The following is an 11,406-nucleotide window of genomic DNA, read 5'->3' as shown; positions in this document are numbered from 1 at the left end:
TTTTGTTTAAATACTTTAAAGATGAGTCTTAATAGCAATCAAATCAATATTATACGGGATTTTTTTTCAAAGCAACCCGTTTTGAAAGCCTATCTTTTTGGTTCTTACAGTAAAGATTTAGAAAATGATACTAGCGATATTGATTTGTTGGTAGAGTTGGATTATTCGCAGCCTATTGGATTAGAATTTATTCAGATGCAATTGGATTTACAAGAACTACTGTCCAAAAAAGTGGATTTGATTTCTGAACGCGGTTTGTCAAAATACATCAAACCAATAGTAGATAAAGAAAAGAAGTTAATTTATGCAAGATAGATTAGGTGATAAAGTGCGATTGCTTCATGTTTTGGATGCAATAACTGAAATTGAAAACTATTTGCAAGATACCGATATAGAGCATTTTGTAAAAAATTCTATGATGTTTAATGCAACCTTGAGACAGCTTGAAATTATTGGAGAGGCTTGTAATAGATTATCACAAAATTTACTGTTAAATCATCCAGAAATACCCTGGGCGAGAATCATTGGATTACGAAATTTAGTTATTCATGAATATTTTGGTATCGATGATTTCACGATTTGGAATGTAATTAAAATAAATTTACCCGAATTGAAAGTTAATGTTCAAGCCATTTTGGACAACGATGATTTTTAATAAGGCAAACGCCATCGTTTGGCAAAATGAATTTTACAAAGGGTTGAAAGAAACTTTATAATAGAAAAGCCAGTGTTTTGCACTGGCTTTCTCTTTTCTCTTGCTTCTTTCTTCTTTTCTCTTTCTTCTTTCTTCTTTTCTCTCCTTGCGTTAAGGATTGAAGCGGCATCCTCCCGATCCTTCGGGAGATACAGCGGAAAGCCTGACCCCGATAGCCCAACTCGAAATTTTAGCCGTATTCCTCATCGGGGGAACGCCATAAAAAAAGTCGTCTCCATGAAGAAACGACTTTAATAAATTATGAGTTATGAATTATGAATTATGAGTTTTGCGAAAATTCAATCTAAATTCTAAAGACTAAAGACTAACGTCCAATGTCTAACGTCTAATACTAGTATCTGTAATACTCAGGCTTGTACGGCCCTTCTACTTGAACTCCGATGTATTCGGCTTGTTCGTGGTTTAAGGTTTCCAATTCCACGCCTAATTTCGCTAAGTGTAACGCGGCTACTTTTTCATCCAAATGTTTCGGCAACATGTACACTTCATTTTTGTAGTTCGCACTGTTGTTCCACAATTCGATTTGTGCCAATGTTTGGTTAGTAAATGAGTTACTCATTACAAAACTGGGGTGACCCGTAGCGCAACCTAAGTTCACTAAACGACCTTCGGCCAAGATGATGATGTCTTTACCGTTCACGTTGTATTTGTCCACTTGTGGTTTGATTTCGATTTTGGTTTCGCCATAGTTCGCGTTCAACCAAGCCATGTCGATTTCGTTATCAAAGTGACCGATATTACATACGATTGTTTTGTCTTTCATGTTTTCGAAGTGACGACCTACTACGATGTCTTTGTTTCCTGTAGTCGTGATTACGATATCAGCAGTAGCGATCACCGTATCTAATTTTTTCACTTCAAATCCGTCCATAGCCGCTTGTAACGCACAGATTGGGTCGATTTCAGTTACCGTAACGATAGAACCTGCACCACGGAACGAAGCCGCTGTCCCTTTTCCTACGTCACCGTAGCCACAAACTACCACGCGTTTCCCAGCCAACATCACATCCGTTGCACGACGAACCGCATCTACAGCCGATTCTTTACAACCGTATTTGTTGTCAAATTTCGATTTTGTCACCGAGTCGTTTACGTTAATTGCGGGCATGTGTAAGGTACCATTCTTCATACGCTCATACAAACGGTGCACTCCTGTAGTCGTCTCTTCCGACAACCCTTTGATGTTGCTGATTAATTCTGGGTAACGGTCGAAAACCATATTGGTTAAATCTCCACCATCATCCAAAATCATGTTCAACGGCTGACGATCTTCCCCAAAGAATAACGTTTGCTCAATACACCAGTCGAACTCTTCTTCGTTCATACCTTTCCAAGCATACACGGGGATACCCGCAGCAGCAATTGCAGCCGCAGCGTGATCTTGTGTCGAGAAAATGTTACATGAAGACCAAGTTACTTCAGCTCCTAATGCTTTTAAGGTTTCAATCAAAACCGCAGTTTGAATCGTCATGTGCAAACATCCTGCGATGCGCGCTCCTTTTAAAGGCTGCGAAGCACCGTATTCTTCACGCAATGCCATTAGACCTGGCATTTCAGCTTCTGCCAATTCAATTTCTTTACGTCCCCAAGCGGCTAGGGAAATGTCTTTAACTTTGTACGCCACGTAAGGCACAGTTTTCGTACTCATGTATTGTGTATATTTGTGTTTATATTTGAGGGTGCAAAATTACAAACTAAGTTTCGAAATAAAAAACTTTAATGTAATTTTATGAATCGTTAATCCGATTTAACCCGCTAAGAATCAGAAAAATAATAAGAAGCTATTTCCCGCTATCCGTTGCAATCTTTTTGGGGTGATGCCGTCAAGCGTATCAGATTCACGTCATTACCACCACCCCAAAAAGGATTTCCACTACTATCGGGGCTAGGATAAACTGCACCAATGCCATTTTACGAAACCATACACATCCGTCCACAAACCCAACTGCACCTCTGGAAAATTGACGAGCCTTTAGACTATTTGATTGCTGGAGTTCTCTTACAAGATTATTCCCTCATTCGCTTGCACAAACTCAAATCGGAAGTCCACCAAAAAGGGTTTCTCGCCGTACGCCATTTGCTGCAGCATCTCGGCTATGCCGATACCGATCTCACCTACGACACCAGTGGGAAACCCCATTTGTCTGATGGCCATCACGTTTCAATTTCCCATTCCTATGGCTTTGCGGCAGTCGCCATCAGTGACGAAAACCTCGGTCTTGACATTGAAGCCATGCGGCCTAAAGTGCTCAAGATAGCTCCCCGATTTATGGATGTAGATACACATTTAACGGGTTTATCGCTCGCCGAACAACTCCAAAAAGCCACCATCATTTGGAGTATCAAAGAAGCGGTGTTTAAAATCAAAAATGAAAAAGGCATTAGTTACCCCAATCACATCAGTGAACAACCCTTTGCGCCTGCCGAGGGAACTACGGTGGCGCGTTTGGACTTTAAGCACCAAACAGAATTTTTCCCCGTGCATTTTATTCAGCGCGAAGACTATATCTTTGTCTGCGTTTTTGAATCCTAATGAAGGTATACGATTCCATATTTACGGCCTACCAAAACCAACAGTCCTTGTTGGCGGTGCTTATTGATCCCGAGAAAACCCAGCCGGAGCAGGGGGCTGATTTGTGCCAACGACTCCAAGGGACTCCGGTCACCCATCTCCTTGTGGGTGGCAGTACCTTTGAAGGACCACATTTGGAGGAATTGGTCACCCAACTCAAACATGAATCCGGCCTGCCCGTGCTCTTGTTTCCTGGCGATTATGCACAAATCACCGAAGCCGCCGACGGTATTTTGTTTTTGTCCTTACTCTCAGGACGCAACCCCGAATATTTAATTGAACAGCAAGTCAAAGCCGCGCCTTTATTGCAGCACACTTCGTTAGAAGTCATTCCCACAGGGTATCTGCTTATTGAAAGCGGAACGGAAACCGCGGTGCAACGCGTGAGTGGCACACAGCCTTTGGCCCGTAATAATCCCCAACACGTAGCAATGACGGCACTCGCGGGACAATTGTTGGGTAAAAAACTGATGTATCTCGAAGCGGGGAGTGGGGCGCAACACGCGGTACCCCTCGAAATGATTGCCACAGTAGCCCAATCGGTAACGATTCCGTTGATTGTGGGAGGCGGTATTCGTAGTTTCGCCCAAATTCAAGCCGCCCACCAAGCCGGGGCCACGATGGTGGTGATTGGAACTGCTTTTGAGGAAAACCCCAATTTTTTTAAATCTTCATAAATCAAGAAAGGCATTTTACAAAATCATAACCTCGTTTTCTGTAGAGAATCCGTACTTTTACGCTCCAACCCGAAACGATGTTTGATTTCTTTTTAAAATCCTATGAAAACGCTTCGACACTCCAAATTACTTTGGAGTTTTTGGCTTTTGTCACGGGGATTTTAAGCGTGTATTTCGCCAAAAAGGAAAACATTGGGGTGTATCCCACCGGACTCATTTCTACCGTTATTACCGTGTATTTGTTGTACCAAGCGCAGTATTTTGGCGACATGACGATTAATGTGTATTATTCGCTCATGAGTGTTTACGGGTGGTACCGCTGGTCCAAAGGGGCAGCAACGGGTTCGCTCCCCATATCCCGCACCACCTCCCGCGAGAAAATCATCGGTTTCGGATTGTTTGTATTGACCCTTTTGGTGACGTTTGGCGTCTACCAATTTTTTGACTATTCTTTTGAAATTCCCAATTATATTGATATTTTTACCTCAGGGTTATTTTTTACCGCCATGTGGTATATGGCATTGAAAAAGATTGAAAACTGGACCCTTTGGATTATCGGCGATTGCATCGTTGTTCCGCTTTTTGCCTACCGCGGACTCGGGATGCTTTCCTTACAATATTTACTATTCACGGTTTTGGCCGTTTTAGCCTACATCGAATGGAAGAAAATCTTAAACAATACCCCGTCCTCAACCTAGGAAAATCGGTTTTGCGGATTGCTTTTTACGGTCCCGAATCAACGGGAAAAACAACCCTTGCGCAGCAGTTGGCCGCCGATTTTGATACGGTTTGGGCGCCTGAATTTGCCCGTGACTATTTACAAGAAAAATGGAATGAAAAAGGCGAACCCTGTCAACCCGAGGATTTATTGCCTATTGCCTTAGGACAAACCCAATTGGAAAATCGAAAACTGCAAGAAGCCCGTCGCTTTTTGTTTTGCGATACCACCGTATTGGTTACCAAAGCGTTTGGCGAATTGTATTACGGTGCTGTGGATCCCATTTTGGAGAAGGCGGCCAAAAAACATAAATACGACCTTATTTTTCTCACCGATATCGATGTGCCTTGGGAGCCCGATGATCTTCGCGATCGCCCCCATAATCGTGCCGAAACATTGCAGTTTTTTGAAGCGCAACTTATTCGCTACCAAAAACCCTATGTCAAGTTAAGTGGTGATTTAGAATCACGAGTGGCTCAAGTCAAACAAATGATTGTCGATTTGGAAAAAGCCTTGCAATGGGGCTTTACGTCGCATGACTTTTTGCAAATGCATGCCCGAAAAATGGATTGGGAGGTATTGCGCTACCAGTTTTCCATCCTCAAAAATGGCTTGCCCAAGATTCAATTGGAACGCGCTGCCACGATCGATGATGGTATTCAATCCCTGACAGAGGAGGAAGCACGTTATTACGCCACGTATTTTGAACAAAAAAAGGAATCCTTTTGCCTTAAAAAATTCGTTCCTGCTTCGGGCGCAGCGAGTCGCATGTTTAAATTTTTAAACGAGTTCTTGCACGATTTCAAACCCGGAAAGGATACCCTTAATTCGTACATCAATCACGCGAAAAATAAAGACCTAGCCCTGTTTTTAATCGCGCTTGATAAATTTCCATTTTTCAAGGAAGTCAACGAAGCCACCCGTTCGTTGTATCCCAATTATGATTCCTTATCCACCGACGAAAGGCATTATTATTTTATAAAAACCTTGATGACAGCGCCGCAATTTGATTTTGCCAATAAACCCAAAGGGGTCCTGCCTTTTCATCAACAAGGGGAAGTCTGTATCACGCCTATTGAAGAACATTTGTTGGAATGCGCGCTCTATGCGCATGCCGATGGAAAATCCAAAGTACATTTTACGGTGTCGGAGGAGTACCAGTCGCAATTTGAGGCTATCGTAGAAACGGTTAAATCGAACATTGAAGCCGCACACGGGGTATCCATTCAAGTGAACTATTCCTACCAAGATAAAGCAACCGATGTTATTGCGCTCACCCCTGATGGGAAACCCTTTCGCGATAAGCACGATGCCATCGTATTTCGACCGGGAGGGCACGGGGCGCTGATTCAAAACATGAATCGCTTGAACGCCGATATTGTGTTTGTCAAAAATATTGACAACGTCTCGCACAACCATACCGCCCAAATTGCTTTGTATAAAAAAGCCCTTGGGGGAATCTTATTGCAAGTGCAAGAAACGGTTTTCCGCTATTTAAAATACTTGCAACAGGACCAGGTTACCCACGATATGCTCCACGAAATCGCCCAGTTTGTCAGTCAGAAACTGTTGATGGAAATCAGTGATGACTTCCCCAAATATACCCGCGAAAGCAAGATTGAGTATTTAATGGAAGCACTCAACCGACCCATTCGCGTGTGCGGGATGGTGAAAAATGAAGGCGAACCCGGAGGAGGTCCATTCTGGGTGCGCGATCAGAAAGGCCGTGTGTTTTTGCAAATTATTGAGTCGTCACAAATTGAGAAAAACCAGCGCTTCATTATGGAGCAAGCCACCCATTTCAACCCCGTGGATTTGGTGTGTGGCATTCGCGATTTTCAGGGGCGCAATTTTGACCTCACCCGATTTGTGGATCCGCATACCGGATTTATCGTCGAAAAAAACAAAGACGGTCGTCCGCTGAAAGCTTTTGAATTGCCAGGGTTGTGGAATGGCGCTATGGCCAAATGGATTACCCTTTTTGTGGAAGTCCCCTTGGAAACGTTTAATCCCGTAAAAACGGTCAATGATTTGTTGAAACCGGCCCATCAACCCCGTACATGAATTCAGAAATACTTCTCGCAGAACTTCAATTTAAAGCCGTACGCAGCAGCGGCGCCGGCGGTCAAAACGTTAACAAAGTGGCCTCCAAAGCGGTGTTGACCTGGGATGTTCAGGCTTCCCAAGCCGTGGGGGCACAGGAGAAAATTCAGATCATGGAAAAACTAGCGGCCCGTATCTCCAACGAAGGGGTGCTACAAATTACCTCTGAAGCCGACCGAAGTCAGTTGAAAAACCGCACCAATGCCGAGAAAAAACTCCTTCGTTTGGTGGCCCAAGCCCTTGAAGTGGCCAAGCCCCGAAAGGCGACAAACATTCCTTATAGTGTCAAAATGGAACGTCTAGCAGCCAAGAAATCCAAATCTGAAATCAAGCAAAACCGCCGCAAACCGAATTTTTAAAAAAAGGGTTTGCAATTCCCCGAGTTTTTAATTTACCTTTGCGCCGTCTCATCGGGGTGCTCAAAATTACGAGCTGAGATCATACCCATTGAACCTGGGCAGGTAATGCTGCCAAGGAAAAAAGACAGCGGTAGAAGAAGCGCGCCTTCGTCGATGTCGGGCCAGTACAATCATTTTTTAACCAAAGAATAATGTACCCCAGTTATTCGTAAACCTTTTTTACGAATGGAAAATTCCTATGTTAAATCCTTGAAAGCTGCAGTCTTCTTGACGCTACTTCTCGGTCCGCTGTGGCTTGGTGCCCAGCAAAAGTCCAACGACTCTACCCAAGTGAATCAACTGGATGAAGTGTTGGTCAAGGCCGTACGTGTAAACAAAAAAACACCGGTCACCTTCAGTAACCTTACCCAAAAAGACATTGCCAGTCGCAACTTGGGGCAGGACATTCCAATTTTGATGAATTATATGCCTTCGGTAGTCACCACCTCCGACGCTGGAAACGGTTTTGGGTATACGGGCATACGCGTTCGGGGTACCGATGCTACCCGAGTCAATGTAACCATCAACGGGATTCCTTACAACGACTCCGAAAGTCACGGTACCTTTTGGGTCAACATGCCCGATTTTGCGTCGTCCGTTCAAAGTATGCAATTGCAGCGCGGCGTGGGGACTTCAACCAATGGGGCTGGGGCTTTTGGAGCGAGTTTGAACTTGCTTACCGATTCGTATTCCAAAAAAGGAACGGGAGAAATTGCCAACTCCTTCGGGAGTTTTAATGCCCGCAAGCACACAGTAAAATTTAGCACCGGATTAATGAATGATCGTTTTGAAATTGCAGGACGGCTTTCGCAAATTGCTTCCGACGGTTATGTAGACCGGGCGAGTGCCGACCTGAAGTCGTATTTTTTGCAAGGAACCTATGTGGGCAAAACCACTTTAATCAAAGGATTGGTATTTGGTGGACGCGAACGCACCTATCAGTCTTGGAACGGGATCGATGGCCCTACCTTGGCGATAGACCGAACGTTTAACTCGGCCGGGATTTTTACCGACGAATTTGGAAACACCCGTTTTTACGATAATGAAACCGATAATTACCAACAAGATCATGCGCAATTGCACTGGAGTGAGCGTTGGAATGACCGCTGGAGTACCAATGTAGCCTTGCATTATACCAAAGGGAAAGGGTATTTTGAAAATTACAGAGAAGATGCCGACTTTGCCGAGTACGGTCTCACTCCGGTAGCGGGACAAACCAGCACAGACCTTATCCGTCAAAAATGGTTGGATAACGATTTTTATGGGACAACCTTTTCAGCCAATTACAAAAAAGAGAAGTTTGACTTGATTCTCGGCGGGGGATGGAACAAATACGAAGGCTTACACTTCGGTCGCGTGATTTGGGCGCGCTTCGCCTCAACGTCGGAGTTGGGCGATGAATACTATAACGACTACGGCATCAAAACCGATGGCAACGTATTTGCCAAAGCGACTTATGATGTAACCTCCCAATGGAGTGTTTACGGCGATGTGCAATACCGTCGCGTAAATTACAAAGCCAATGGGGTACAACCCACGTTGGTCGATGATACCTTCAACTTTTTTAATCCCAAAGTAGGGGTGAATTATGCGGTAGACACTAAAAATATTCTTTATTTCTCGTATGCCCGCGCCAACCGCGAACCCAATCGCACCGACTATGAGGGCGGTAATGTACGTCCCGAGAAACTCAACGATTTTGAGTTGGGGTGGCGCTACGAAGCGTCCAAAGTGCAATTCAATGCCAACGTGTATTATATGCTCTACCGCGACCAGTTGATTTTAACAGGAGCTCTTGACGATGTGGGGAGTCCGGTGCGTTCCAATAGCGAGCGCAGTTACCGTTTGGGCTTGGAGGTCGATGCGACCATTGCATTGGCAAAACAGTGGATTTGGAAACCCAATTTTACGATAAGTCAAAACCAAAACATTGATTTAACCAACAATGGTGTAGCAGTAGGCAACACCGCGATTGCCTATTCGCCCAATCTAATTGCGGGGAGTTTGTTGTTGTTTGAACCCATAAAGAATCTACACCTTACGTGGTTAAGTAAGTTTGTTGGGGAGCAGTATATGAACAACTTAGAACGTCCCGAAGCACGTTTGCCCGATTATTTTGTCAACGATTTTAATGTCTCGTATGCATGGAATCCCAAATCGGTTTTCCGTACGATAACGGTCAACGGATTGGTCAATAATATTTTGGACAAAACCTATGTCTCCAACGGATACATGTGGGATGTGTTTCCGTACTACTATCCGCAGGCGGGGCGCAATTTCTTGGTAGGACTCACGATGCAGTTTTAAATAAGCAAAAAGCCGGTGAAAGCCGGCTTTGTTATTAGTTGAAAACAGTGATGATATTTCCGGCGACTTGCACCCGATACAGTTTTAAGCTATAGGGTTTGTTGGGCGCTTGTCCTGTGAATAGGTTGTAGTTTTCGCCCTCGCATTCGCATTGCGCATTGGAACCCGATAACGTTAGACGGGAACAGCTGCTGATGTTTTGGTTGGGACAGGAGCCGTCAAACGCATTGTATTGCCCACCGGTGTAAAACACAATCACCCCATTGGCAGGTCCGTTTACTGGAAACACACGAATGCTGTTGCCGGCAAAAAGCAGGGAGTTGTAATTGGCCAAATTGGTGTCCAAACTCATGGAGAACGCATAGTTGGGTAAAAACGGATTTTCATTGTTGAATTGTTCCCGAGAACAACCGGTCAGTAATCCGAGTAAACACAGTAAGTAGACCCCTTTTTTCATGGTAAATATTCGTTTAAACTTGATTTTACGCCTACAATTTGCGTATATTTGCGTTCTACAACACAACAAAAGTAGGAATTAATTCATCAAAAAAATATATCTTTGGAGGAAGAAATCCCGTCGCGATGGGATTTTTTCTATTTTATGAAACGTTGAAACAACGGCTTTTGATATACTAAAGTAAAAAAAATGATTATGAGTAATGTATCGTATTACACCGCAGAAGGATTAAAAAAATTAAAAGACGAATTGGAATATTTGAAATCCGTAGAACGCCCGAAAGCTTCACAAGCCATTGCCGAAGCCCGCGATAAAGGCGACTTATCGGAGAATGCCGAATATGATGCAGCGAAAGAAGCCCAAGGGTTATTGGAAATGCGTATTGCCAAAATGGAGGAATTGTATGCCAACGCCCGTTTGATTGATGAATCACAATTGGACGTGTCCAAAGTATTGGTGCTTTCGAATGTAAAAATTAAAAACCAAGCCAACGGCATGGAGATGAAATACACCTTGGTGGCCGAAAGTGAAGCCGACTTAAAAACGGGTAAGATTTCAGTAACTTCGCCCATCGGGAAAGGATTACTCGGAAAATCAGTAGGCGAGGTAGCGGAAATCACTGTTCCTAACGGTACCTTGAAGTTTGAAATCTTAGAAATCTCACGCGACTAACCATGAGTAGTATCTTCACCAAAATCGTAAACGGCGAAATCCCGTGTTATAAAGTAGCCGAAGACGACCGCTACTTGGCGTTTTTGGATGTCAATCCCAATGCCAAAGGACATACGTTGTGTATCCCCAAACAGGAAATCAACAAGCTGTTTGATATGGAAGAAGAACACTACCTTGGACTCATGCAGTTTTCCCGCAAGGTAGCCAAAGCCTTGGAACAAACCGTGGAATGCAAACGCATCGGGGTAGCGGTGGTCGGACTCGAAGTCCCGCACGTGCACGTGCACCTCATTCCGCTGCAAGACATGGACGACATGCGCTTCCAACGCAAAACGAGTCTCACCCCCGAAGAATTTTCGGCACTCGCTCAAAATATCGCAGAAAAAGTATAGCGAGAAAACAACATCCCCAAGCCCCCTAACCCCCAAAGGGGGAATACTTTCTAAGAACTTTTTGGTGAGGACGGATCATTACAACTGCTCCCGATACTTCGAGGTCGTGAGGGCAAACTACGTCTTCTAGCTCCATTTTTTACCATTAAGGGATTAAGAATATTCCGCCAAACCGCCTTCATTAAGGGTATTAAGTCGGCCAAGGGCCATGTCTTTGCCTACTTAAATCGTTGCGAACTTTGCGACTACTTTGTGACTTTGCGGTAAAATTAGAAGAAAGAGAAAAGAAGCAAGAGAAAAGAAATGCTTCATTCATAAACGGCACGTACTACACTTTTACACTTCAATTTGAAAATGAGGTAATTTGAAGACCTGCCTGCCGTTAGGAAGGTTTG

At 44.0% G+C, this 11,406-nt stretch carries 12 protein-coding genes and 1 riboswitch; of the genes, 10 read left to right on the top strand and 2 right to left on the bottom strand.

What is annotated here, in order from left to right; all coding sequences use genetic code 11:
- Positions 1-21: 21 nt before the first annotated feature.
- Entirely contained in the window at positions 22-315 is a 294-nt protein-coding gene (locus O9316_RS05360) for a nucleotidyltransferase domain-containing protein (protein WP_297510437.1), read from the top strand.
- Positions 305-655, top strand: a complete 351-nt coding sequence (locus O9316_RS05355; RefSeq protein ID WP_298205533.1) for a DUF86 domain-containing protein — start codon at positions 305-307, stop codon at positions 653-655. The genes O9316_RS05360 and O9316_RS05355 overlap by 11 nt, the downstream gene beginning before the upstream one ends.
- 391 nt (positions 656-1,046) lie before the next feature.
- On the opposite strand, the gene ahcY is transcribed toward O9316_RS05355, so the two are convergent.
- Positions 1,047-2,363, bottom strand: coding sequence for an adenosylhomocysteinase (gene ahcY, locus O9316_RS05350; RefSeq protein ID WP_298205532.1), 1,317 nt, complete (start codon positions 2,361-2,363; stop codon positions 1,047-1,049).
- Between the two features lie 255 nt (positions 2,364-2,618).
- Here ahcY and O9316_RS05345 point away from each other — a divergent pair, with 255 nt between their 5' ends.
- The 6 genes from O9316_RS05345 (at position 2,619) to O9316_RS05320 (ending at position 9,490) form a co-directional block, all read left to right on the top strand.
- On the top strand, positions 2,619-3,248 hold the full coding sequence (locus O9316_RS05345) for a 4'-phosphopantetheinyl transferase superfamily protein (RefSeq protein WP_298205531.1): 630 nt from the start codon (positions 2,619-2,621) through the stop codon (positions 3,246-3,248).
- The gene (locus O9316_RS05340; protein ID WP_298205530.1) at positions 3,248-3,964 is read left to right on the top strand and encodes a geranylgeranylglyceryl/heptaprenylglyceryl phosphate synthase; all 717 of its coding nucleotides are present in this window, start codon (positions 3,248-3,250) and stop codon (positions 3,962-3,964) included. The genes O9316_RS05345 and O9316_RS05340 overlap by 1 nt, the downstream gene beginning before the upstream one ends.
- Before the next feature lie 77 nt (positions 3,965-4,041).
- Positions 4,042-4,662, top strand: coding sequence for a nicotinamide riboside transporter PnuC (pnuC, locus tag O9316_RS05335; RefSeq protein WP_298205529.1), 621 nt, complete (start codon positions 4,042-4,044; stop codon positions 4,660-4,662).
- Positions 4,623-6,746 carry a DUF4301 family protein gene (locus O9316_RS05330; RefSeq protein WP_298205528.1) on the top strand — a complete coding sequence of 708 codons (2,124 nt, stop codon included), beginning with the start codon at positions 4,623-4,625 and terminating at the stop codon, positions 6,744-6,746. Before pnuC ends, O9316_RS05330 begins: the two co-directional genes overlap by 40 nt.
- Positions 6,743-7,144, top strand: coding sequence for an alternative ribosome rescue aminoacyl-tRNA hydrolase ArfB (arfB, locus tag O9316_RS05325; protein ID WP_298205527.1), 402 nt, complete (start codon positions 6,743-6,745; stop codon positions 7,142-7,144). The genes O9316_RS05330 and arfB overlap by 4 nt, the downstream gene beginning before the upstream one ends.
- Positions 7,145-7,186: 42 nt before the next feature.
- Positions 7,187-7,280: riboswitch (TPP riboswitch) on the top strand.
- Between the two features lie 89 nt (positions 7,281-7,369).
- Positions 7,370-9,490, top strand: coding sequence for a TonB-dependent receptor (locus O9316_RS05320; RefSeq protein WP_298205526.1), 2,121 nt, complete (start codon positions 7,370-7,372; stop codon positions 9,488-9,490).
- Between the two features lie 34 nt (positions 9,491-9,524).
- Here the strand turns inward: O9316_RS05320 and O9316_RS05315 are convergent, their stop codons facing one another.
- Complete coding sequence (locus O9316_RS05315; protein WP_298205525.1) at positions 9,525-9,947, bottom strand: hypothetical protein; 423 nt, start codon at positions 9,945-9,947, stop codon at positions 9,525-9,527.
- Between the two features lie 195 nt (positions 9,948-10,142).
- On the opposite strand from O9316_RS05315, the gene greA reads away from it, so the two are divergent.
- The gene (gene greA, locus O9316_RS05310) at positions 10,143-10,619 is read left to right on the top strand and encodes a transcription elongation factor GreA (protein ID WP_298205524.1); all 477 of its coding nucleotides are present in this window, start codon (positions 10,143-10,145) and stop codon (positions 10,617-10,619) included.
- Positions 10,620-10,621: 2 nt separating this feature from the next.
- A complete protein-coding gene (locus tag O9316_RS05305; protein WP_298205523.1) occupies positions 10,622-11,011 on the top strand; it encodes an HIT family protein in 390 nt (129 codons plus the stop codon).
- The last annotated feature ends 395 nt before the right edge of the window (positions 11,012-11,406 follow it).

It is taken from the genome of Flavobacterium sp. (assembly GCF_027533505.1).
In the GTDB taxonomy this organism is placed as follows: domain Bacteria; phylum Bacteroidota; class Bacteroidia; order Flavobacteriales; family Flavobacteriaceae; genus Flavobacterium.
The sequence above is the reverse complement of the archived record's forward strand: the minus strand, read 5'-3'. Positions and strand labels throughout refer to the sequence as shown.

What these genes read in the sequence shown, in the direction of transcription:
- O9316_RS05360 (WP_297510437.1), top strand. Translation starts at nt 22, where the DNA reads ATGAGTCTTAATAGCAATCAAATCAATATTATACGGGATTTTTTTTCA.
- O9316_RS05355 (WP_298205533.1), top strand. Translation starts at nt 305, where the DNA reads ATGCAAGATAGATTAGGTGATAAAGTGCGATTGCTTCATGTTTTGGAT.
- ahcY (WP_298205532.1), bottom strand. Translation starts at nt 2,363, where the DNA reads ATGAGTACGAAAACTGTGCCTTACGTGGCGTACAAAGTTAAAGACATT.
- O9316_RS05345 (WP_298205531.1), top strand. Translation starts at nt 2,619, where the DNA reads ATGCCATTTTACGAAACCATACACATCCGTCCACAAACCCAACTGCAC.
- O9316_RS05340 (WP_298205530.1), top strand. Translation starts at nt 3,248, where the DNA reads ATGAAGGTATACGATTCCATATTTACGGCCTACCAAAACCAACAGTCC.
- pnuC (WP_298205529.1), top strand. Translation starts at nt 4,042, where the DNA reads ATGTTTGATTTCTTTTTAAAATCCTATGAAAACGCTTCGACACTCCAA.
- O9316_RS05330 (WP_298205528.1), top strand. Translation starts at nt 4,623, where the DNA reads ATGGAAGAAAATCTTAAACAATACCCCGTCCTCAACCTAGGAAAATCG.
- arfB (WP_298205527.1), top strand. Translation starts at nt 6,743, where the DNA reads ATGAATTCAGAAATACTTCTCGCAGAACTTCAATTTAAAGCCGTACGC.
- O9316_RS05320 (WP_298205526.1), top strand. Translation starts at nt 7,370, where the DNA reads ATGGAAAATTCCTATGTTAAATCCTTGAAAGCTGCAGTCTTCTTGACG.
- O9316_RS05315 (WP_298205525.1), bottom strand. Translation starts at nt 9,947, where the DNA reads ATGAAAAAAGGGGTCTACTTACTGTGTTTACTCGGATTACTGACCGGT.
- greA (WP_298205524.1), top strand. Translation starts at nt 10,143, where the DNA reads ATGAGTAATGTATCGTATTACACCGCAGAAGGATTAAAAAAATTAAAA.
- O9316_RS05305 (WP_298205523.1), top strand. Translation starts at nt 10,622, where the DNA reads ATGAGTAGTATCTTCACCAAAATCGTAAACGGCGAAATCCCGTGTTAT.